The 22,375-nt window shown below is 72.8% G+C and carries 19 protein-coding genes and 1 pseudogene; 8 read left to right on the top strand and 12 right to left on the bottom strand.

Features of this window, described 5'->3' with window-relative positions; genetic code table 11:
- Positions 1-56 precede the first annotated feature (56 nt).
- Positions 57-1,247, top strand: a complete 1,191-nt coding sequence (locus ABZ928_RS04510) for a cytochrome P450 (protein ID WP_361515003.1) — start codon at positions 57-59, stop codon at positions 1,245-1,247.
- Between the two features lie 13 nt (positions 1,248-1,260).
- Complete coding sequence (locus ABZ928_RS04505) at positions 1,261-1,452, top strand: ferredoxin (protein WP_361515002.1); 192 nt, start codon at positions 1,261-1,263, stop codon at positions 1,450-1,452.
- A 75-nt stretch (positions 1,453-1,527) separates the two neighbouring features.
- Here ABZ928_RS04505 and ABZ928_RS04500 read toward each other — a convergent pair whose 3' ends face one another.
- Together ABZ928_RS04500 and ABZ928_RS04495 are read right to left on the bottom strand one after the other, a co-directional pair.
- Positions 1,528-2,445 (bottom strand): DUF5829 family protein, encoded by a 918-nt coding sequence (locus ABZ928_RS04500; RefSeq protein WP_361515001.1) that lies wholly within the window; start codon positions 2,443-2,445, stop codon positions 1,528-1,530.
- Positions 2,446-2,545: 100 nt separating this feature from the next.
- Positions 2,546-3,103, bottom strand: a complete 558-nt coding sequence (locus ABZ928_RS04495) for a TetR/AcrR family transcriptional regulator (RefSeq protein ID WP_361516122.1) — start codon at positions 3,101-3,103, stop codon at positions 2,546-2,548.
- Between the two features lie 116 nt (positions 3,104-3,219).
- Here ABZ928_RS04495 and ABZ928_RS04490 point away from each other — a divergent pair.
- Positions 3,220-3,678 (top strand): annotated as a pseudogene (locus ABZ928_RS04490) (nuclear transport factor 2 family protein).
- A gap of 9 nt (positions 3,679-3,687) precedes the next feature.
- Positions 3,688-4,203 (top strand): flavoprotein, encoded by a 516-nt coding sequence (locus tag ABZ928_RS04485; protein ID WP_361515000.1) that lies wholly within the window; start codon positions 3,688-3,690, stop codon positions 4,201-4,203.
- Here ABZ928_RS04485 and ABZ928_RS04480 read toward each other — a convergent pair.
- From ABZ928_RS04480 to ABZ928_RS04460, 5 genes are all read right to left on the bottom strand, one after another.
- Complete coding sequence (locus tag ABZ928_RS04480) at positions 4,193-4,963, bottom strand: MBL fold metallo-hydrolase (RefSeq protein WP_361514999.1); 771 nt, start codon at positions 4,961-4,963, stop codon at positions 4,193-4,195. The genes ABZ928_RS04485 and ABZ928_RS04480 overlap by 11 nt on opposite strands.
- Positions 4,964-5,021: 58 nt before the next feature.
- A complete protein-coding gene (locus ABZ928_RS04475) occupies positions 5,022-5,819 on the bottom strand; it encodes an alpha/beta hydrolase (RefSeq protein ID WP_361514998.1) in 798 nt (265 codons plus the stop codon).
- 17 nt (positions 5,820-5,836) lie between these two features.
- Positions 5,837-6,661: an alpha/beta hydrolase gene (locus ABZ928_RS04470; RefSeq protein ID WP_361514997.1), complete on the bottom strand. Its 825-nt coding sequence runs from the start codon at positions 6,659-6,661 to the stop codon at positions 5,837-5,839.
- Positions 6,662-6,683: 22 nt separating this feature from the next.
- Positions 6,684-7,508 (bottom strand): alpha/beta hydrolase, encoded by an 825-nt coding sequence (locus ABZ928_RS04465; protein ID WP_361514996.1) that lies wholly within the window; start codon positions 7,506-7,508, stop codon positions 6,684-6,686.
- Positions 7,509-7,604: 96 nt separating this feature from the next.
- On the bottom strand, positions 7,605-10,352 hold the full coding sequence (locus tag ABZ928_RS04460) for an AAA family ATPase (protein WP_361514995.1): 2,748 nt from the start codon (positions 10,350-10,352) through the stop codon (positions 7,605-7,607).
- 194 nt (positions 10,353-10,546) lie between these two features.
- On the opposite strand from ABZ928_RS04460, the gene ABZ928_RS04455 reads away from it, so the two are divergent.
- A complete protein-coding gene (locus tag ABZ928_RS04455) occupies positions 10,547-11,515 on the top strand; it encodes an aldo/keto reductase (protein WP_361514994.1) in 969 nt (322 codons plus the stop codon).
- Positions 11,516-11,570: 55 nt separating this feature from the next.
- Here ABZ928_RS04455 and ABZ928_RS04450 read toward each other — a convergent pair whose 3' ends face one another.
- On the bottom strand, positions 11,571-12,377 hold the full coding sequence (locus ABZ928_RS04450; RefSeq protein ID WP_361514993.1) for a phytanoyl-CoA dioxygenase family protein: 807 nt from the start codon (positions 12,375-12,377) through the stop codon (positions 11,571-11,573).
- A gap of 63 nt (positions 12,378-12,440) precedes the next feature.
- Here ABZ928_RS04450 and ABZ928_RS04445 point away from each other — a divergent pair, with 63 nt between their 5' ends.
- Together ABZ928_RS04445 and ABZ928_RS04440 are read left to right on the top strand one after the other, a co-directional pair.
- Positions 12,441-13,355 (top strand): helix-turn-helix domain-containing protein, encoded by a 915-nt coding sequence (locus tag ABZ928_RS04445; protein ID WP_361514992.1) that lies wholly within the window; start codon positions 12,441-12,443, stop codon positions 13,353-13,355.
- A 240-nt stretch (positions 13,356-13,595) separates the two neighbouring features.
- Positions 13,596-15,701, top strand: coding sequence for an RICIN domain-containing protein (locus ABZ928_RS04440; RefSeq protein ID WP_361514991.1), 2,106 nt, complete (start codon positions 13,596-13,598; stop codon positions 15,699-15,701).
- 20 nt (positions 15,702-15,721) lie between these two features.
- On the opposite strand, the gene ABZ928_RS04435 is transcribed toward ABZ928_RS04440, so the two are convergent.
- From ABZ928_RS04435 to ABZ928_RS04425, 3 genes are all read right to left on the bottom strand, one after another.
- Positions 15,722-16,978 carry an arsenic transporter gene (locus ABZ928_RS04435; RefSeq protein WP_361516120.1) on the bottom strand — a complete coding sequence of 419 codons (1,257 nt, stop codon included), beginning with the start codon at positions 16,976-16,978 and terminating at the stop codon, positions 15,722-15,724.
- A 96-nt stretch (positions 16,979-17,074) separates the two neighbouring features.
- Positions 17,075-17,722 carry a DUF4232 domain-containing protein gene (locus ABZ928_RS04430; protein WP_361514990.1) on the bottom strand — a complete coding sequence of 216 codons (648 nt, stop codon included), beginning with the start codon at positions 17,720-17,722 and terminating at the stop codon, positions 17,075-17,077.
- A gap of 80 nt (positions 17,723-17,802) precedes the next feature.
- On the bottom strand, positions 17,803-19,152 hold the full coding sequence (locus tag ABZ928_RS04425) for a serine/threonine-protein kinase (RefSeq protein WP_361514989.1): 1,350 nt from the start codon (positions 19,150-19,152) through the stop codon (positions 17,803-17,805).
- 46 nt (positions 19,153-19,198) lie between these two features.
- Between ABZ928_RS04425 and ABZ928_RS04420 the strand changes: the two genes are divergently transcribed.
- Positions 19,199-19,744 (top strand): RNA polymerase sigma factor, encoded by a 546-nt coding sequence (locus ABZ928_RS04420; protein ID WP_361514988.1) that lies wholly within the window; start codon positions 19,199-19,201, stop codon positions 19,742-19,744.
- Between the two features lie 10 nt (positions 19,745-19,754).
- Here ABZ928_RS04420 and ABZ928_RS04415 read toward each other — a convergent pair whose 3' ends face one another.
- Positions 19,755-22,139 carry a SpoIIE family protein phosphatase gene (locus ABZ928_RS04415; protein ID WP_361514987.1) on the bottom strand — a complete coding sequence of 795 codons (2,385 nt, stop codon included), beginning with the start codon at positions 22,137-22,139 and terminating at the stop codon, positions 19,755-19,757.
- Positions 22,140-22,375 lie beyond the last annotated feature (236 nt).

Raw genomic sequence — 22,375 nt, 5'->3', positions numbered from 1 at the left:
CCCGGGGCATCGAATGAGGTGCAAGCACGAGGCACCCTTCGTCTGCGAGGTCTTCCATGACGGAAACGGAACCCGTCGCCTTCCCCCAGGACCGGACCTGCCCCTACCACCCGCCCACCGGCTACGACCCCCTGCGCACCGCCCGCCCGCTGACCCGGATCCGGCTCTACGACGGCCGTCCCGCCTGGCTGGTGACCGGACACGCCCTCGCCCGCGAACTCCTCGCCGACCAGCGGCTGTCCACCGACCGCACCCGCCCCGGCTTCCCGGCCCCCACCGAGCGCTTCGCCGCGGTGCGGAACCGGAAGGTGGCGCTGCTCGGCGTCGACGAGCCGGAGCACCGCGTCCAGCGCCGGATGATGATCCCCAGCTTCACCCTCAAACGCGCCGCGGAACTGCGGCCGAGGATCCAGCGGATCGTGGACGAGCGCATCGACGCGATGATCGAGCAGGGCCCGCCCGCCGAGCTGGTGAGCGCCTTCGCGCTGCCGGTGCCCTCGATGGTGATCTGCGCCCTCCTCGGCGTCCCGTACGCCGACCACGACTTCTTCGAGGAGCAGTCCCGGCGGCTGCTGCGCGGGCCGAAGGCCGCCGACACCCAGGACGCCCGGGACCGGCTGGAGGCGTACTTCGAGGAGCTGATCACCCGCAAGCGCGAGGACCGCGAGCCCGGCGACGGCGTACTGGACGAACTCGTCCACGGGGCCGCCGACTTGGACCGGCAGGAGCTGATCTCCCTGGCGATCATCCTGCTGGTCGCCGGTCATGAGACCACCGCCAACATGATCTCCCTCGGCACCTACACCCTGCTGCAACACCCCGACCGGCTGGCCGAGTTGCGCGCCGACCCGGCCCTGCTGCCCGCCGCCGTCGAGGAGTTGATGAGGCTGCTGTCGATCGCGGAGGGGCTGCTGCGGCTGGCGGTCGAGGACATCGAGCTCGACGGGACGACGATCAGGGCGGGGGAGGGCGTCCTCTTCTCCACCTCGGTCATCAACCGCGACGAGAGCGTCTACCCCGCCCCCGACACCCTCGACTGGCACCGGTCCGCCCGCCACCACGTGGGATTCGGCTTCGGCATCCACCAGTGCCTCGGCCAGAACCTGGCCCGCGCCGAGATGGAGATCGCCCTGCGCACCCTCCTGGACCGGCTGCCCACGCTGCGCCTGGCGGCCCCGCCGGACGAGATCCCCTTCAAGCCGGGCGACACCATCCAGGGGATGCTGGAACTCCCCGTGACCTGGTAAGAGGCTGACGGTCATGCGCATCGACATCGACAAGGACATCTGCATCGGCGCCGGCCAGTGCGCCCTCGCGGCGCCCGGCGTGTTCACCCAGGACGACGACGGGTTCAGCGAGCTGCTGCCGGGCCGGGAGGACGGCGGCGGCGACCCGATGGTGCGCGAGGCGGCCCGGGCCTGCCCCGTCGGCGCCATCACGGCCTCGGACTGATCGTGTCCGGCGCGGGACCGGCGCGTCGTCGGGCGGGAAGGCGCGCCCCCTCAATGATGGGGGCGCGCCGACCGGCTACGGAGTGTCGCTCTCGTCGAACGTCCACACGGCGCGGCTGCCGGGCCCGACAGTGAGCGTCGAGTTGCCGATCCGCTCCACGTGCCGGTCCTTGACGGGCCGGTTGAGCGACATCGTGACCTGCTGATATCCCGCCTGTTCGCGCGGAACGACGTCGAACCGGATCTCGGTGCCGCCGCCGTCCGCGACGACCCCGCCGGGCACGGTCCGCACGCTGAACCCGCCCGCGCGCAGCAGCGGCACGGTGTCGGCGAGGTCGCCCTCGGTCACCGCGAGGCGGACGTAGGTCACGTCACGCATGAGGTGGGTGCGGTAGCCGTCGGAGAGGTAGCGCTCCCGGCCGACGTCCCCGGGGTAGCTCGCCGGCTCGGTGTTGCCGCGGGGATCGGCGAAGTACTCCGGCCGGTACTCCATCGCCCAGGCGCCGAAGGCGTCGTACTCGGTGGTGGTGAGGATCGCGTCGAACCACGGCACCGGCACCCCGTCACCGAAGTCCCGGGTCTGGAGGAACTCGACGGGTTCGGGGACCCCCTCGCTCTTGAGCCGCTCGGTGACCGTGGCCAGGTCTCCGTCCCGCTCGGTCGACAGGCCGAGCCCGGCGGAACCGAGGGTGCCGTCCTGGCCGGGGAGGTCGCCGACGCCGAACAGTTCCAGGTAGGTCTCGCGGCCCATCAGATAGCGGCCGGTCCAGGTCTGCCCGCCGGAACCGGTCGTGGTGCGGACCTGGAAGTCGGCGAACTCCCGCAGATAGTCGGAGTGTTCGATGGCGTCGGCGGTCTCCCGGTCGAGGACTCCGTAGGAGTGGTTGTAGAACAGCAGTTGCCGGTCGTACGAGGATCCGTTCCCCTCGGCCTGTGCCGTTCCCAGGCCACCCCCGATCCCTCCGGCGAGGGCCATCGCGAGCACGACGAACATGCGTAATGTGCGACGAATCAGCATGCGAGCGATAGTAGGCCGGGGTGGTTGGGGCCGCTGTTCCTCATGAGCGAGATCGAGACGCCCGGCTGGGGCGGTTTCAGGGCCGTCCGGCCGCCAGCAGTGCCCGGGCCGCCTCCCGTGCCTCCACCGCCGGCCGGGTGCTCCCGGTGATCCCCGCCGTCACCATCGCCCCCTCCGCGAGCAGGAACAACTGCCCGGCCAGCGCGCCCGGTAGCCCCGCCTCCGCCACCAGCCCGGCGAGGTAGTCCCTGAACGCCTGCTTGTGGGCCCGGACTTGGGCCGTGACGCGGGAAGAGGTCGCGCCGAGTTCGCCGTAGGAGTTGATCCACGCGCACCCCCGGAAGCCGTCCTCGCCGAACCACCCCTCCAGCCAGTCGAAGACGGCGAGGATCCGCTCCTCGGGGTCCGTGCCGCGCTCCACGTGCGCGGCCAGCCGCCCGCGCCAGCGCACGTCCCGGCGTTCCAGATATGCCTCCACCAACTGCTCCTTGGCGGGGAAGAGTTGGTACAGCCGCTTGAGTGAGACGCCGGACGCGCCGCGGATGTCGTCCATGCCGACGGACTGGATGCCCCGGCCGTAGAACAGCTCCTCCGCGGCGTCCAGGGCCTGCTCGCGGGCGGTCGCGCTGTCGATTCCGGCCACTCCCCGGCTCTCCCTCTGTCTCGCCTTGACGTGAGAACGTGCGTTCTCCTACGGTAGCAAAGCAGCCGGAGAACGCACGTTCTCCCTCGCCGGCCAAGGAGGACGAGATGACCGACCGCCCGCCCCTGCCCCCGTTCACCCGCGAGACCGCGGCCCGGAAGGTGCAGGCCGCCGAGGACGCCTGGAACACCCGCGACCCGTACAGGGTGGCGCTCGCCTACTCGGAGGACTCGGTGTGGCGCAACCGCGACACCTTCGTCACCGGCCGGGCCGGGATCGTCGAGTTCCTCACCGCGAAGTGGGTGCGCGAGCGGGAGTACGCGCTGCGCAAGGACCTGTGGGCCTTCGACGGCAACCGCATCGCCGTCCGCTTCCAGTACGAGTGCCAGGACGCCGACGGCCAGTGGTGGCGTGCGTAAGGCAACGAACTGTGGGAGTTCGACGAGCACGGCCTGATGACCCGGCGCGAGGCCAGCATCAACGACGTACCGATCGAGGAGAAGGAGCGCCGCATCCACGGCCCGCGGCCCGAGGCCGAACACGGGCGGACCTTCCCGCTTCAGTAGGGTCGCCGGATGACCGAACAGGCCGCGAAACCCTTCCTCTACGTCGTCGTCTGCGCCGCCGGGATCGCCGCCGACGTCGGTGAACTCGTCGACGCCGCCCAGGAACAGGGCTGGGAGGTCGGGGTCATCGCCACCCCGGTCGCGATGAACGGCTTCTTCGACACCGCCGCCGTCGAGGCCCGCACCGGCCGCCCCATCCGCTCCGCCTGGCGCACCCCCGGCGATCCGCGGCCCTTCCCGCCGCCGGACGCCGTGGTGGTCGCCCCCGCGACCTTCAACACCGTCAACAAATGGGCGGCCGGACTCGCCGACACCCTCGCCGTGGCCACCCTGTGCGAGGCGTTCGGCCTCGGCGTCCCGATCGCCGTACTCCCGTGTGTCGCCGACGCGTTGGCCGCCCACCCGGCGTACCAGGACAGTCTGATACGCCTGCGCGGGATGGGCGTCCGGTTCGGGCCGCCGTACGCGGGGGAGCCGGGGGAGGAGTTCGGGTGGAGGAGGGCGCTGGAGCTGCTCAGACGGTGAGCTGCCGCGGGGTGCCGAGGGGCAGCCACTCGACCCGGCCTGCCAGCGGCTTCTCGGCGGCCTCCCGGCCCTCCTGGAAGTGCGACCAGCCTTCGTAGTGGACGGGCAGCACGGTGTGCGGGCGCAGCAGCTCGCACAGTTCCACCGCCCGGGCCGCGGTCATGGTGTACCGGACCGGGCCGGTCACCGGGAACCGCACACCGCCCAGGTGCAGCAGGGCCGTTCCCACGTCCACCCGGCGCGCGACCTCGCGCACCCCGTCGTACAGGACCGTGTCGCCCGAGATCCACAGCGCGCCGTGCGCCTGCCCCTCCCAGCTCAGCGCGAACCCCGTCACCTCGCCGACGATCGGCCGGGAGAAGCGCGGGCCGTGCCGGGCCGGGGTGGCCGTGACCTCGATCGTCGGGCGGTCCGGGGCCCGCAGGCGCCAGGTCGTCCAGGGGGCGAGACCGCGGGCGTTGCCGCCCAGCCTGCGCGCGCCGGACGGTGTCGTCAGGACCACCTCGGCTCGCGGCAGCAGGGCGCGGCCGGCTGTGTCGAGGTTGTCGGCGTGATGGTCGTGGGTCAGCAACACCGCGTCCAGTGGCGGGAGTTCGGCCGCCGGGACGGCCGGGCCCGCGGTCTTGCGGGACGAGGTGCCCCAGCCGAAGGAGTAGCGGCGGCCGGGCGGATCGAACGTGGGGTCCGTCAGCAGCCGCCAGCCGGCGGCCTCGATGAGCGTGGTCGGACCGCCGATGTGCGTGATGCGGATCCCGGTCATACGACGGTCCCTTCCGGAAGTCCGGGGCGGCGGCGCGGCAACCGCCCCGGACGGTGGGCTACTTGGCGTGCGAGACGGCCCAGTCGAGGGCGACGTCCGCGACCTCCTCCCAGCCGGGCGCGGCGGGCAGCAGATGCGGCCGGCCCGCGAACTCCTTGACCTCGGTGACGGTGTCCGACTTGTAGTGCCGGGCGTTGGACTGCTGCACCTTGGGCGGCATCAGATGGTCCTGCTCACCCGAGACGAACAACAGGGGCGCGCGGTCGTCGTTGTGGTAGTTCACGTACGTGCTCTGGTGGCCGGGCCGCAGGGTCGCCAGGGCGCTGTCCCAGAAGATGCTCCCGGACGCGGGGACCGCGTACCGCTGGTACAGCGCGCGGGACTCCTCCTCCGGGAACGTGTTGGTGAAGGCGTAGTGCCACTGCTCGAAGGTCAGCCCGACCGCCCGGTGCCGGTTGGCCGGGTTCTTCAGCACCGGGAACGCCGCCTTGATCTGGGTCAGCGGCACCACCGCGACGCCTTCCGTGGGCGCCGAGTTGAGGGCGACCCCCGCCGCCCCGAGCCCCCGGTCGAGCAGGAGCTGGACGAAGACACCGCCCGCGGAGTGGCCGATGAGCAGGGGCGGCCGGTCCAGACCGCGCACCAGGGTCTCCAGGCTGTCGAGGATCTGCGGGACGGTGACCTTCTCGATCGGCGCCGGATCGGCGTTGAGCGACTCGACCTCCACCTCGAAACCGGGGTAGGCCGGGGTGAGGACGCGATAGCCGCGCTTCTCGTAGTGGGCGGTCCACTGCTCCCAACTCCGTGGGGTGACCCAGAAGCCGTGGATGAGGACGATGGTGTCCGGAGCGCTCATGGCCCCTCCTTCGGAGGTCAACGGGTGGCGCGGTGCGCGGCCTCGATCTGCCGGACGACCGCGCCCGGGTGCGACATCATCACGACGTGCGAGGCCCCCTTGACCTCGACGGCCCTGCTCCCGGCCCGCCCGGCCATGAACCGCTGCGCCGCGGGCGGGATGACCCGGTCGGCGCCGGCGACCACGTACCACGACGGCAGCGACTTCCAGGCCGGTACGCCGCTGGGAGAGCCCAACCCACCGAGGCTGCCCGGGCGTTGGGCCACCGCCATCACCCGGGTCAGCGAGCGGGGCAGGTCCTGGGCGAACACGTCGTGGAACTTCGCCGGGTCGATGTAGCCGTCGATGCCGGGGTCGGTGCTGCCGGGGACCGGATACGGCTTGGTCACCAGTGCGCCCGGCAACTGGCTGCCGGGGTACTTCCCGGCGAGGTCCAGCGCGGTCTCGCCCTGGTCGGGCGCGAACGCGGCTACGTACACCAGCGCCTTGACGTTCGGGTTGGCGAGCGCCGCGTTGGTGATGACCTCGCCGCCGTAGGAATGGCCGACCAGGATGACCGGGCCGGGGAACGTGGCGACGACACTGGAGACGTACGCCGCGTCCCCGGCGAGGTCGCGCAGCGGGTTGGCCGGGGCGATGACGTCGTAACCCGCCTTCAGAAGGCGGGAGTTGACCTCGTTCCAGCCGGACGCGTCCGCGAACACGCCGTGCACGAGGACGATCGTCGGTCTGGCGCCGGAGACGGCCGCGGCGGGCGTCGGCGTCGTGCCGAGGGCGAGCGCGCCGCCCGCCGCGGCGAGACCGCCCAGCACACGGCGGCGGGACTGGCTTTCGGAGACCATGCTCGAGGAGTTCCTTCCGGGGTCAGGAGTTGAGGAAGTCCAGCAGGTCGGCGTTCAGCTGGTCCTTGTGCGTGTCGGTGATGCCGTGCGGGGCGCCCGCGTAGACCTTCAGCGTGGCGTTCTTGACCCGCGCCGCCGACGCCTTGCCGCCCACATCGAAGGGCACCACCTGGTCGTCGTCGCCGTGGATCACCAGCGTCGGTACGTCGAAGGCGTCCAGGTCGGGGCGGAAGTCGGTGGCCGAGAAGGCCGCGACGCACTCGTAGGCGTTGCGGTGTCCGGCCTGGAGCCCCTGCCTCCAGAAGGCGTCCCGAGCGCCCTGGGAGACCTCGGCACCGGGCCGGTTGTTGCCGAAGAACGGCCCGTCGGCCAGATCCCGGTACAGCTGCGACCGGTCGGCGAGCGAACCCGCGCGGATCCCGTCGAACACCTCGATCGGCACACCGCCCGGGTTGTCCTCGGTCCTGAGCATGAACGGCGGCACGGCGGAGACCAGGACCAGCTGGGCGATCCGGCCGGTGCCGTGCCGGCCCACATAGCGGGCCACCTCGCCGCCGCCCGTGGAGAAGCCGATGAGGGTGACGTCCCGCAGGTCGAGCGTGTCGATCAGGGTGGCGAGGTCATCGGCGTAGGTGTTCATCTCGTTGCCGTGCCAGGTCTGGGTGGACCGGCCGTGGCCGCGCCGGTCGTGCGCGATGACACGGAAGCCGTGGGTGGCGAGGTACAGCTGCTGGGCCTCCCAGCTGTCGGAGCTCAGCGGCCAGCCGTGACTGAGCACGACCGGGCGGCCCTGGCCCCAGTCCTTGTAGAAGATCTCGGCTCCGTCGGCTGCGGTGACGTACGGCATGGAGCGCTCCCGTCTGCGAGACGTTGTCCGACCCGCCGATCCTCGTCCGGGGCGCCCGGCGCCCGAATCCCGTGGAACGCGTAGTCGTGACCGGGCTCAGAGTCCGGGCATCTCTCTGAGCTGCCGCCGGGACCGTACGTCGAGCTTCCGGAAGATCTTCCGGAGGTGGTAGTCGACGGTGCTCGCGCTGATGAACAGCTGCGCGGCGATCTCGGCGTTGGTCGCGCCGCCCCGGGCGAGCCGGGCGATGGCGAGCTCCTGCGGGGTGAGCGCGCTCGGCTCCCCGCCCGTCGTCCGGGCCGGGCTCTCCCCGGTCGCGGCCAGCTCCTGGGCCGCCCGGGCCGCGTACGCCGTGGCCCGCATCCCGTCGAACAACTCCCAGGCGCTGCGCAGCTGTTCGCGGGCGTCCTTGCGGCGTTTGCGGCGGCGCAGCCACTCGCCGTAGTGGAGATGGGCGACGGCGAGGTCGGCGCGGGCGCGGGTGCCGGAGAGCAGGGCGATCGCCTTGCGGTACAGGGGTTCCGCGTCGGCGGCGGTGGCGAGCAGGGCCTCGCAGCGCGCCAGCAGACCGAGGCTCCAAGGGGTGCCGGTGGCCGTGGCGCGGGAGCTGAGGGTGCGCAGGGTCGCCGTCGCCAGGACACGGTCGCCGCAGCGGACGGCCGCCTCGATCAGCGCGGGGAGCAGCCGGGAGTGCACGCCGAGCACGTCGTGCCCGGTGAGCTCGTGGGTGAGGGTGCGGGCCCGGGCGTAGTCGCTCCGCCCCAGGGCGAGGATCGCCATCCCGATCCGGGCGATCGACTCGACCGCGCCGATACCCAGCCAGGTACTGGCCTCCATCGACCCGTGCAGCACCGCCTCCAGGTCCTGGGCGTCGGCGTGCCAGCCGAGAAGCTCCGGATGCCGGTACAGCGCCCACATGTCGTCGGTGGCGCCGATCGCCGCGCGGATCTGGGTGCCCTGGGCGAGCGTGTCGTCCGCCACCGCGAGCTGGCCCAGGTTGGTCTCGTGCATGACCGTGCAGTACAGGGCGCTGTCCAGTTCGAACAGGGCGCCGGTGCGGCGGGCGATGTCCGTGGCGCGCGCCATGACCGCGCTCTGCGCCTGTTCGTCCCAGAGCATCATCGTCAGCGTGATGGTCGGCTGGTAGGTGCGCAGCACCTCCTCGTCAGGGACCCCGGGGTCGAGCACGTACGCGTGCGCGCGGCGCATGTGGGGCACGGCCGCCGTGTAACCGTCGGTGACCAGCACGGCGAACGCCCGCAGCACCAGGTCGCCGCCGGTGGCGGGACTCGCGCGGGGCAGCAGGTCGTCGATGGCCCGGGCGATCTCGGCCACGGTGGTGTCGCGGATCAGGTGCTCCGCGGTGACGGCCCGGTCGGCGGCCCGCAGCAGCGCCTCCCGGGCGAGCTCCGGTTCCCGCGCGGCGAGATACCGTGCGGCCCGCAGACACAGGGCCGGAGCCAGCGCGAACGAACCGGCGTCGCCCAGCGCGTACGTCGCGTGGGCGCGCACGAGCAGGGCCCGTCCGCGCTGGGTGTCGTCGAGGAAGGCGATGTCGATCGCGTCGAGGAGCGCCTCGGACTGAAGCGCCGCTCCCGCGGCCAGTGCGGCCTCGGCCGCCGCGAGCAGTCGCTCGGCGCGCGGGGCGCCCTCGGGGGTGAGTTCGGCCGCCCTGGTCAGAAAGGTGGCGCGGGCCGCGAAACCGCCCCGGGCGCCCGCCCGGTCGGCGGCGCGCTCCACCTCCGCGGCCACGGCGGCCGTCGGACCGATCGCGGCCGCGGCGAGGTGCCAGGCCCGCCGGTCGGAGTCCACCGGGCGGTCGGTGACAGCGGCCAGTGCCTCGTGCGCCCGCCCGCGCTCGACGCTGGTGGCCCCGCCGTACACCGCGGACCGCACCAGCGGATGCCGGAACTCCGCGGCGGAGCGCACCACCACGAGCCGGGCGGCCTCGGCGGGACCGGAGGCCGCGGGGCCGACACCGAGCCGGCGCGCGGCGGCCGTGACGTATCCGAGGTCGCCGCCCGGCTCGGCGGCGGCGAGCAGCAGCCAGGTCCGGGTATCGACCGGCAGCGCACGCACCTGACGCAGATAGTGCTCCTCCAACCGACCGCCCACGGGCAGCGGTTCGGGCAGCGCGAGCGAGCCGGAGAGCTGGTCGGCGGTCAGCTCCTGGCCGAGGTCGGCGAGGGCGAGCGGGTTGCCCGCGGTCGCCGCCACGATGCGTGCCGCGACCCGGGAGTCGAGCGGTCCCTCCACCGTCTCCCGGAGCAGCTCCAGCGCGAACGGCTCCTCCAGACCGGCGACTTCGGTGACCGGCAGACCCGCGGGCGCCTCGAACCCGGTCCGCGCCGCGAACAGCAGCCCGACGCCCTCCGCGTGCACCCGGCGGCCCACGAACGCGAGCACGGCGAGGGACTCCTCGTCGAGCCACTGCGCGTCGTCCACGCAGGCCAGCACGGGCCGCCGTTTCGCCGCCTCCGCGAGGAGGGTGAGGGTCGCGAGCCCCACCAGGAAGCGGTCAGGCGCCGGACCGTCGGCCAGCCCGCACGCCACCCGCAGCGCCGCGTGCTGGGCGTCGGGCAGCGCGCCCGGTTCCTTGAGCCCGTCCAGCACCGGCACCAGCAGCCGGTGCAGCGCGGCGAACGGGAAACCGGACTCCGACTCCACCCCCGCGACCCTGAGCACCCGCAGATCCGCTCCCTCCGCGGCCGCGTGGTCGAGCAGCGCCGTCTTCCCGATCCCGGCGTCACCGCGCACCATGACCACCCTGCTCAGCCCCTCCCGCAGGGCCGACACCAGGCCTTCGAGCTCTTTCCGTTCCCTGACCCGCCCCTTGAGGATCACGCGAACGCCCTTCAGGAAGGCCCGGATGTGCGGGCGGTCTGGAGTTTTGGTGAAGTCCGGTCATTCAACCAATTAGGGGCGAGTCGTGTCCCTGGAACGGCTCAGGCGTTCACAGCCGGGCAACAGAAAGCCCCGAGCGGTGGGAAGGTCGTACGCTCCCCTTCTGACCACCCGGAAAGGCAGGAGCAGCAACGATGCAGTACGTGAAGCTCGGTTCGACCGGCCTGGACGTGTCGCGGATCTGTCTGGGGTGCATGACCTACGGCCTGCCCGACCGCGGCGTGCACGAGTGGACCCTCGACGAGGAGGCGTCACGTCCGCTGATCCGGCAGGCGCTGGAGGCCGGCGTCAACTTCTTCGACACGGCGAACGTGTACTCCGACGGCACCAGCGAGGAGATCGTCGGCAGAGCGCTGCGGGAGTTCGCCCACCGCGACGAGATCGTCCTCGCGACCAAGGTGAACGGCCGGATGCGGACCGGACAGAACGCCGCCGGGCTCTCCCGCAAGGCGATCATGCAGGAGATCGACCACAGTCTGAGCCGGCTCGGCACCGACTACGTCGACCTCTACCAGATCCACCGCTACGACCCGCACACCCCCGTCGAGGAGACGATGGAGGCGCTGCACGACCTGGTGAAGGCGGGCAAGGTCCGCTATCTCGGGGCCAGTTCGATGTACGCCTGGCAGTTCTCCAAGATGCAGTACACGGCCGAGCGGCACGGCTGGACCAAGTTCGTCTCCATGCAGAACCACTACAACCTCCTCTACCGCGAGGAGGAGCGCGAGATGCTGCCCCTGTGCGCGGACCAGGGCGTGAGCGCGCTGCCCTGGAGCCCGCTGGCCCGTGGCCGCCTCACCCGCGACTGGGGCACCGTCACCGAGCGCAGCGCCAACGACAACTTCGGCGGCCGCCTCTACCTGGAGAGCGACCGCACCATCGTCGAGGCCGTCACGCGTATCGCCGACGACCGAGGCGTACCCCGTGCTCAGGTCGCCCTCGCCTGGCTGCTGCACCAGGACACGGTGGCGGCCCCGATCGTGGGCGCCGCCAAGCCGCATCACATCGAGGACGCGGTGGCGGCGGTGGAACTGGAGCTCAGCGAGAAGGAGATCGAGGAACTGGAGCAGCCCTATACGGCACACCCGATCGTGGGGCATTGATCGTTTCCAGTGCGGTCCGTTTCCAGTGCGGTCCGTTTCTAGTGGGGGTCCGTTTCTAGTGGGGTCCGTGCGGTGCGAACTCCGTACCGCACGGACCCGCGCCTTCGCTCTCCGCCAACGGAACGCGTTCCCCGCGCATGGTGAGCGTCCGGTAGTACTCCCCGATCCGCTCGGTGGAACTCCCCACGTAGTGGCCGATGAACGACCGCCGGAACCGCCCCGCGCTCGCGTTCGGCTGCGACCCGTGCACCAGACTCCCGTTGAAGAACAGAACGTCCCCCGGCGCCATGTCGACCGGCACCGTCGCGAGCCCCGCCGGCGGCGGCACGTACTCCCGCGCGAACGACACCCCTTCGTCCGCCTCCTCGGGGCAGAACAGGTCCATCCGATGCGTCCCGGGTACGACCTCCAGGCCGCCGTTCTCCCGGTCGATCGCCTCGCACGCCACCCACGCCGCCACACACGTGCCCGGCTCGACCCGCAGATAGAAGTTGTCCTGGTGCAGCGCCTGCCCCCGCGCCCCCGGCGGCTTGAAGTAGAACATGCTCTGCGCGGCCAGCACCTCCTCCCCGAACAGCGTCTCCAGCACATCCCGCAGCCGCGCGTCGAGCAGCACGTCCCGCGCCACCGGGTTGATCTCGTGCGGCTGCATCACCCGGGGATACACCCCCAGCGGATCGGCGCCCCCGCGCGGCTCGAAATGCCCCGGCACCGGCCCCGCCGCGTGCAGCGCCGCGAACTCGGCACACAGCCGGTCGATCTCGTCGTACCCGAACAACCCGCGGACGACGGTGAAGCCGTCCTCCTGGAACTGCCGCAGCCCGGCCTCGCTCAGGATCGGAGTACTGCCCGTGACTGTCATGCGTCGCCTCCTCGTACGAATGCCCTACGCATGCCACGCTAGGCAGCCGCACACCTCCGGAGGATGCCCGTGACCGCTGACGGACTGCCTGAGACTGCTGCACCCGGCGATCCCGCGCCGCCGCCGGGCCTCGTGGTGCTCGGACGCTTCGACGAAACGCCGGGCTATGCCGTCAACCGGCCCCAGGGCTCGGACAGTTGGCTGTTCACCTGGACCACGGGCGGCCGCGGACGCCTCCGTCAGGGCGCGACCACCACGAGTGCCGCCGCGGGGGACCTGGTCGTGCTCGCGCCCGGCGTCCCGCACGGCTACGGCGTCGAACCGGGCGCGGAACACTGGCGGTTCTGGTGGGTGCACTGCCAGGCCCGCCCCTCGTGGCTGCCCTGGCTGAGCCCGTACGGCACCGGCGACGGCATGTACGTCGTCCCCGCGACCCCGGCCGCGCTCCATGACCGGGTCGGGGCGGCGTTCCGGCGGATGCTCGCCGACGCCCGCAGGCCGAGCGCGGAGCGACCGTCGGCCGACCCGGACGAGCGGATCGCCGTGGCGCACGACAGCGCCGCCCGTGAACTCGCCCTGTGCGCACTGGAGGAGGTCGTGCTGCTGACCGCGGCCGGAGCGCGGGAGCGGCTGCCCCGGCCCGGCCTCGACCCGCGCGTCCGCCGGGTCCAGGAACTGCTGGACGCCGACCCCGGGGCCCCGCACACCGTGGACTCCCTTGCCGCGCATGTCGCGCTGTCGCCGTCCCGGCTGGCCCATCTGTTCACCCGGCAGCTCGGCCAGTCGCCCATGCGGGCCCTGCGCGAGACCCGGCTGCGGCACGCCGCCAGGCTGCTCGAAGGCACCGACCTGCCCGTGGAACGGGTCGCCGCGGCATCGGGGTTCGTGAGCCCCTTCCATTTCCACCGCGTCTTCCGGGAGCGATTCGGTATGACGCCCGGCGCGTACCGGGCGGGCGGCTCAATGGTTGGCGCGTGAGGGGTGCGGAGCGGTGTTGTGCGTGGTGGGGTGGCTGTTCAATGGTTTCGGCCGGGGCGTGCTGAAACTCGTTCCCAATAGCCGTGTCGATAAGGCGTCTTGGATTGGCTCCGGATATTGACGAGCCGTCAATAGGGTGTGCTGCGCACGCAATGCACAAAACCGAATGATCTCTTGTTACATCTCGCTGACCTGTGCAAAGGTTGCGCACAGTCTCCCCTGAACCGCATACCCCTTGGTATGTACTTTTGTTTTGTGCCTTGGAGGAATGCCGCCGTGAATGCCGACGCCACGGACGAACAACTCAGCGCCGAGCTGAAGAAGTGGACCGGAGCCACTCCCGCGCTCCACCCCGTCGGCGAACTCCTCGACCGGCACTGGGAAGCGGCCTTCGCCTACGCCCGGCTGTGCACCGACGGACCGCGCTCCGCCGGAATGCTCACCACCGCGGCCTTCACCCGGCTATTCGGGGAAACTCTGCGACAGAACGGACCGACGGCCGCCTGGCGCCCCCAACTCCTGGTCACCGTGCGCCGAGTCGCCGCCGAGTGGGACACCGACCGCAGACGTGAGCAGCTCCACCCCGAGCTGCGCTCCGGGGCCGCCGAGGGCGACCGGATCGCCGCCCGGCTGCTGCCGCCCTCCGACCGGCGCCTGCTGTCCGGCGCGTTCCAGCGGCTGCCCCAGTCGGCCCGCTGCCTCCTCTGGCACAACGAGGTCGAGGCCGAGCCGATCGAGATCCCGGCCGCCCTGTTGGGCCTGGACGGGGAGGACGCCCTCGTCGAACTCGGGCGCGCCCGCGAGCGGTTGCGCGAGGAGTGCCTCCACGTCCACCGCGAACTCGCCCCGGAACAGGAGTGCCGCACCTACGCGAGGATGCTCGACGTCACCTACCGCCGCGGCGGTGTCCACATCGACCCCGACCTCCGTGCCCACCTGGACCGCTGCCAGCACTGCCGGCACACCGCCGACCAGCTCCACCAGTTCAACGACAGCCTCGGCGTCGCCCTCGCCGAAGCGGTGCTCGGGTGGGGCGGCCGGGCCTACGCGGACACCCGGCGGTTCGCCCGGGAGCAGCTGCTGGCGGGGATACCGCCACAGCCCCGGTCCCGGCCCGCCGCCGTCGCGGGCGAGTCCTTCTTCGACGTGCCGCCGAGCGGGGCGCCCGACGTGCCCGCGAACGCGACGGCTCACATGGATGCGGGGGGCACGAAGTCCCCCATGCCTGCGGGCGCGACGTCCCCCATGCCTCCCGGCGCGATGCCCCCCACGCCTCCCGGCATGCCGCCTCACATACCCCCGGGCGTGGCGCCTCACATGTCCCCGAGCGGATCGGCGAACCAATCCCCGGGCACGCCCCCCACCGCCCCGCGCGCCGCCCGCCGCGCCTGCCCCTCGCGCACCGCCCGCAAGGCCGCCCGCCGCGCCGCCGCCCGGCGCCGCAACCTCGCCGCGGCCGTCGTCACCGTCAGCGCGCTGGTCGTCCTCCCGCTGGTCCTGTGGTCCGCCCTCGGCGACGGCGACGACACCCATGCCGACGGCACCCAGGCCTCCGAGACGCCCGGCACCGACACCGGCAGATCCGCCTCGTCCGACCCGTCCTGGGCCGGGGCCGGCGAACAGGGCGAGGGCACCCTGCACGGCCGGCTGCACAACGTCGACTCCGGTCTCTGCATCGGCGTCGTCGGAGGGAAGGCCGTCGCGGGCGCGGAGACCGAGCTCGCCAAGTGCTCCTCGAAGAGCGACCAGCAGTGGACGTACGACGACGAGGGAGTGCTGCGCAGCGCCGTGGACCCGGATCTGTGCCTGGACTCGCACCTCGGCTACTCGGTACGGCTGGCCCCGTGCACCGGCGGGACGACGGACGCGAAGTACGTCCGCTACGACTTCACCCTCCAGGGCAACCTCGTACCGCTCGCCGACCAGGACCTGGCCCTGACGCCCGCGGCCACCGACGGCACCGGCGCCCTGGTCCTCAAGACGCGCGATGACATCGCTGTCCAGCGCTGGGCGTTCGACACCTCGCGGACCGACCTCCAGATGGCGGTGGTCAACTGGGACGCGGAGAGCGACCCCACGCCCGAGAAGCCCGCCGCCCCACCAGCGCCGCAGCCGTCGACGAAGTCCGCACCGACGCCGTCACCGTCGCCCTCGGCGTCGACCGCACAGCCCACACCGACGAGCGCGTATCCCAGCGGCGTGCCCTGCTACTACTACTCGAACTGCTCGTGGGACGGCCAGAACGGCGGCGACTACGGCGGCGGGTACGGGTACGGCGGCGGCTACGGCTACGGATACGGGGGGTACGGCGGCTACGGGTACGGCGGCAACGGCGGTGGACGCTGACCGACCGCGCCGACCCGCCCTCACACCCCGATGACCTGGAGCGACGCCCAGAGCGCCAGCGTGGCCGGCACCAGCGCGGCCGGGACGGCGAGCAGCCCGAGGCGGGTGAACTCCCCGAGCTCGACCCGCTGCCCGTGGCGCTGCACGATCCGCCGCCACAGCAGCGTGGCGAGGGATCCGGCGTACGTCAGGTTGGGGCCGATGTTCACCCCGATCAGCACCGCGAGCACCGCCCCGGGACCGCCTGCGGCGGTGAGCGGCAGCAGGACCAGGACCGCGGGCAGATTGTTGATCAGGTTGGCCAGGACGGCGGCCAGCGCCGCGATCCCGAGCAGGGCGAGCAGTCCGGAGCCCTCGGGGAGGACGTGCCGCAGCGCGTCGGCGAGGCCGTTGTCCACGACCGCGCGCACGACGACGCCGAGCGCCAGCACGAACGCCAGGAATCCCGGCGCTGCCGACTGCACCACCGCGACCGGGGTGGCCTGACGGCGTACGAGCGCGCGACCCGCCATGACCAGCGCGCCCACGAGCGCGACCCACGCGGGTTCGACGCCGACCGCGGACGCCACGACGAACCCGGCGAGCGTGCAGCCCACGGTGACGAGCGCGAACACCGGCAGCTCGGGCGCCTCGCCGGTGTCGGGACCGGCGTCCACCGCCTTGAGGTCGTCCGCGAAGAAGCGCCGGAACAACAGGTACTCGGCACCGATCGCGACCAGCCACGGCAGCGCCATCAGCGCCGCGAACCGGGTGAAGCTCAGCCCGCTCGCCGCGAACGCCAGCAGGTTGGTCAGATTGGAGACCGGCAGCAGCAGGGACGCCGTGTTCGACAGATGGGCGCAGGCGTAGAGGTGCGGCTTGGCGCGGACGCCGCTACGGGCGGCGGTGGCCAGCACGACCGGCGTGAGCAGCACCACCGTGGCGTCCAGGCTGAGCACGGCCGTGATCGCCGAGGCCAGGACGAACACCGCCGTCAGCAGCCGCCCGGGGCGCCCCGCGGAGCGGCGGGCCATCCACGCCCCGCACGCCCGGAAGAGCCCCTCGACGTCACAGAAGTGGGCGAGCACCAGCACCGCGGCCAGGAAGCCGACCACCGGCCCGAGCCGCTCGATCTCCGCCCACGCGTGCTCCGGGGAGATCGCTCCGGTTGCGACGGCCAGCCCCGCCGCCGGGACCGCGAGCACCGCCTCGGGCAGCCCCTTGGGGCGGACGACGGCCCAGGCGAGTACGGCGACGAGCAGCGCTATGGACAGGGTTTCGGCGAGCGGGGTGTTCAGGGGGGTGGTCCTTCGAAGCGTGGTGGGGCCGTGCCTTTCAATGAAACCAGCCGAACGGGTGTGCTCGGTCCCCCGGGCCCCTGGCCGAACCCCGGCTCAGGCCCCGGGCCCCCGGTCGAACACCGTGATGAACACCGTGGACTCGTTGCCGGACACCGGCACCTCACCGGCCGACCACGAGATCTTCAGCGGGTCCCGCTCGTCCGGCGGGGTCACCAGCAGCGCGTCCGGGTTGGCGGTACGGGCGCCGCTGATCTCCGGGTTGGCGAAGGTGATCCCGGACCAGGTGTTCTGCCCCGGCGCCAGCTTCACGGTGGTCGCCGTGCCGGGCGTGCGCTTCGGGTCCGGGCCCAGCTGCTTGCCGGACGCGTCGACGAAGGCGGCGCCCGGATAGCCGTGCACGGTGCAGGTACGGGACGAGGTGTTCGTCAGGATCAGCGGGAAGTTCTCCTGCCCGGCCCCCGGGTCGTTGCGGCCGAGCGTGGCCTCCAGCTCGGAGGTGTGACAGCGGGTGCCGCCGTCGCCGGTGGCGGTGCCGGCGGCGGGGGAGGGCGTCGAGCTCGTGGGCGTGGGCGTGGGTTCGTCGGAGGGGGTGGCCGTCGTGCCGTCGCTGGTGGCGGGGGCCGCCGTGCCGGGCAGGGTCTCGGGGGCGGACGCCGAGTCCCCGCCGTCGCCGCAGGCGGTCAGCAGCCCCAGCAGCGCGAGCGCGCTCACCAGCGGAGCCCATCGGTAGGTGTTCGCCATGACTCTCCACACTCCTCGTACGACGCGGTGTGCCCCGTCATGAAGGTCCGATGCGGACCCGGCCGGAAAAGTTCGCGGGATCAGCCGCCCACCCGCACCGAGCCGAGGACACCCCGGACGTCCTCGGGCCCGCCGTCCTGCCGGATCTGCACGTACACCTGCGGCTGCCCGCCGCCGTCCGGGGGAGTCAGCCCGGCCTCCACGACGGAACCGCCGCCCGGGCAGTCGCTCCAGGTCCGCACCCGGCCGAACCACTCGTCCAGGGTGTGGTCACGAGCCCCGTCGTAGTGACAGCCGGGATGGGCGAGGGCGTTCACCAGGGCCGTGACATCGCCCTCCCCGACCAGGCCGACGAACACGCCGTTGACGTCGGCGCCCAGGTCCTGCCACTTCGCCAGGTCGTCCGCGACGACGAACCCCGGCCGGTGCCCGGCGGGCAGCCCGAGCGTCCCCGGATCCCAGCCCGAGTCGCGCAGCTGCCGACCCCACCCGACGGGCACCTCGGCGGTCACCCGGCCCGTCGCGTCCGCCACGCGCAGCTCGGCCGACGCCGACCCGCGGTCCATCAGCGCGAGGGTCACGCCGGCCACCGCCAGCCCCGAGACCAGGACCAGCACCCGGTGGCGCCGCCGGGGCCGCGGGCCCGACGCCAGCCGCTCCAGCTCCTCGGCGAGAGCCCGGGCGTCGGGCCAGCGCCGCTCCCGGTCCGGCCGCAGCGCCCGCGTCAGGGCCCGCCGGACGCCGGGATCCAGGCCGGGACGCAGCCGGTCGGGCCGTACGACCTTGCCCGGCGCCCCCGGCACCGCGCCGGTGACCAGGTGGTAGCCGACCGCGCCCAGGCTGTACACATCGGCCCGCGCGTCGATGCCCGCGCCCGGCTCGGCCTGTTCCGGCGGCCGGTACCCCGCCGAACCCGCGGCCAGCGTCAGCCCCGACGCCTCCGCGAGTGTCTTGGCCAGGCCGAGGTCGGCGAGCAGCACCTGCCGGGTGCCGTCCGGGCCGGTGCGCAGCAGCAGGTTGGACGGCTTGATGTCCCGGTGCACGATCCCCGCCTCGTGCAGCGCGTCCGCGCCGCGGGCCGCGAGAGCGGTGAGCCGCAGTGCCTCCGCGACGGGGAGCGGGCCGTCGTCGAGCAGGTCGGCGAGGGTGCCGCCGTCGGCATACTCCATCACGAAGTACGGTCTGCCGTCGGGCAGTTCACCGATGTCGTAGACCTGCACCACCCGCCGTGAACCGGCCCGGCGCAGCAACCGCGCCTCGGACAGGAACCGTTCGCGGACGTCGAGCCGGTGCGACCAGTTGTCGGCGAGGACCTTCACGGCCACCGGCGCGTCCAGTGTGTCGTCGTGCGCGAGCCAGACGGTCCCGAACGCGCCCGTGCCCAGGGGGCGTTCTATCCGGTAGCGGCCGATGCGCTCGACGGAGTGCATACGACTATCATGCCTGCCCTGCGATCCACAGCGAGGGGAGCGGTCCGTGCCGTCCTCGACCGAGGAGCTCGCCCCGCGTGCCGCGGCGGGGGACAAGGCCGCGCTGGACGAGCTGCTCGCGGCGATCCGGCCCGAAGTGGTCCGGCGCTGCGGGCGGTTCCTGCCCTGCCGTGAGGACGCGGAGGAGGCCGCACAGGACGTGCTGCTCCAAGTCGCCCGGAAGATCGGCACGTTCGAGGGGCGCAGCCGCTTCAGCACCTGGCTGTACACGGTCGTCGCCAACTGCGCCCGGCAGAAGTACCGCGAACTCAGACGCCGTTCGGCCGAGCAGCCCGCCCCGATCGACGCCGCGCAGCACGTCGACCCGCGCACCACCAGCGTCATCGCCGGTTCCCGTGTCGACCTGCTGGAGGCACTGGAGCGGCTGGAGCGCGAACACCCGCACCTGGTGGGCCCGTTGGTCTACCGCGACATCTGCCAGCTGGAGTACGCCGAGGCCGCCGAGCGGGTCGGGGTGCCGCTGGGCACGTTCAAGTCGCGGCTGCACGAGGCGCGCCGGCAGGTGCGGCCGTGGCTGGCCGGCCGGGACTGAGCGGGCGTGCTCAGTCGTCCTCCTCGATCAGGCCGATCTCGGCCCAGATCGTCTTGCCCTCGGTGGTGTGCCGGCTGCCCCACCGCTGGGTGAGCTGGGCGACCAGCAGCAGTCCACGGCCGCCCTCGTCCCAGGTCTTGGCGCGGCGCAGATGCGGGGCCGTGTGGCTGGTGTCGGAGACCTCGCAGATCAGCGTGGTCTCGTCGTGGATGAGCCGCAGCCGGATGGGGTGCGCGCCGTACCGGATGGCGTTGGTGACCAGCTCGCTCACCACCAGCTCCGCCGTGAAGGAGGCCTCCAGCAGATCCCAGGTGCCGAGCTGATCGACGACCTGCTTGCGGATCGGGGCGACCAGCGCCGGGTCGGCGGGGATGTGCCAGGTCGACACCTGGGAGGCGGGCAGCCCCCGGGTGCGGGCCAGCAGCAGCGCCACGTCGTCGGTGGAACCGCCCGCCGGGAGCAGGGTGTTGAGGACCCGGTCGCAGGTCTCCTCCAGCGAGTCCGCGTACGACGACAGGGCGTCGCACAGCTGTGCGCGACCGGCGTCCGCGTCCCGCTCACGCGACTCGATCAGACCGTCCGTGAAGAACGACAGGACCGTGCCCTCGCGCAGCTCCAGCTCGGCGGACTCGAAGGGCAGCCCGCCCACCCCCAGCGGCGGACCGGAGGGCAGCTCGACGGACTCGGGCGCGCCGCCGGGCGGGACCAGCACCGGCGCGGGATGCCCGGCGCGGGCCAGGGTGCAGCGCCGCGACACCGGGTCGTACACGGCGTACAGACACGTGGCCCCCACCTCACCGGGGCTGCCCTCGCCACCGGCCTCCGCGGACAGCCGTACGACGAGGTCGTCGAGGTGGGTGAGCAGCTCGTCCGGGGCGAGGTCGATGTCGGCGAGGGTGCGGACCGCGGTGCGCAGCCGGCCCATCGTGGCGGAGGCCTGGATGCCGTGCCCGACGACGTCCCCGACGACCATCGCGACCCGCATCCCGGACAGCGGGATGACATCGAACCAGTCGCCGCCCACCCCGGCCCGCGCCGCCGGCAGATAGCGCGAGGCCGCCGCCACGGCGGCGGTCCGCGGCAGCGAGCGGGGCAGCAGGCTGCGCTGAAGGGCGAGCGCGGTCTCCCGCTCACGGGAGAAGCGGCGGGCGTTGTCGATGCAGACGGCCGCGCGGGCCGTCACCTCCTCGGCCAGCAGTACGTCGTCCGGCGTGAAGGGGTCGGGCCGCCGGAACCGCGTCAGCACGGCCACGCCCAGGGTCAGACCGCGGGCCTGGATCGGCACGGACATCGTCGAGTGGATGCCGTACTCCTGGACCCGCTCGCTGCGCGCCTGGTCCCAGGACAGCCATTCGTCCAGCACACCGGAGGCCACGGTGGCGACGATGGTGCGCCCCGCGACCAGGGAGTCCGCCTGGGGCGAGCCGGCCGGGTACGGCTCCAGCTGGCCGGGCTTGACGACGGCCTCGGGGCTGCCGGGGTTGACCGACTGGTGCGCGGCGCGGCGCAGTCCGACCGGTGCGGTGAGCGCGGGTGGCGGGTCGCCGTTCTCGTGCGGGTCCAGCAGGTCGACGCTGACGAAGTCGGCCAGGGCGGGGACGCAGACCTCCGCGAGCTCCTGGGCCGTCCGGGTGACGTCGAGGGTGGTGCCGATGCGGACGCTCGCCTCGTTCACCAGCTGAAGCCGCTCGCGGGCCAGGTAGTTCTCGGTGAAGTCGTGCGCCGCCAGGCACACACCCCGCACCCGCCCCTCGGCGTCGGTCACCGGGGCCATCCGGGCCAGCCACGCGTGCGCCCGGTCCTCGCCGCCGGTGCGCGTGTACGTCTGGATGTCCTCGGCGCGGCCCGAGGCGAGCACCCGCAGCAGATGCCCCTCCAGTTCCGCGCTCTGCGGCCGGCCGCCGATCTCCGACAGGCGCAGGCCCCGGATGCGCTCCTCGGGCAGTCCGATGACCTCACCCATGGCGTCGTTGATCCGGCTCAGCCGCAGCCGCTCGTCGTAGACGGCGACGGCGCAGGGCGACTGCACGAGGGCTGCCGTGGCCAGCGGGTCCTCCGGGGACCGCGGCCCACCGCCCTCCAGCGGGGTGACGACGAGCCAGTCGCCCGGCGTGCCGTCCTGGGAGCGCCGGTGGTGGGCCAGCAGCCACACGGACAGCGCGCTGCCGTCGTGGTGGCGGAGCGTGACGACGCCGTCCCAGCGGGGTCCGTCGGGCGCGAAGACCGCGGCGGGCTCCTGGCCGACCAGCAGGTTCGCCGCCGGACGCCCCACGACGTCGGCGGCCGGACGCCCCAGCAGACGCTCGGCGCCGCGGTTCCACTCCCGGACCGTGCCGTGGTCGTCGATGACAGCCCGTGCCGTCGCGGCATCGTCGAACGGGTAGTCCGGGCTCATCGTCGCCACTCCATCGCGGACACTCACAGTGAACAGGCGCGTCACTTGAGTTCCAGCCTAGTCCGTCACGCACGCGCGCGGACGGGAACCCCCAGGGCCCCGGACGGCACGGCGGGGCAGCGACAACCGGCCGTCGTGACGCCTGGGGCGGCTGTCTCCCCCCGCACCCTTGACGGTCCTGTGTGGCACGGCGTCACACTCTGTGTGTTCACGATCAGTTGTGAGTACTTCTGGGC

It is taken from the genome of Streptomyces sp. NPDC046909 (assembly GCF_040644695.1).
In the GTDB taxonomy this organism is placed as follows: Bacteria; Actinomycetota; Actinomycetes; order Streptomycetales; family Streptomycetaceae; genus Streptomyces.
This window is presented reverse-complemented; position numbering and strand designations above follow the sequence as displayed.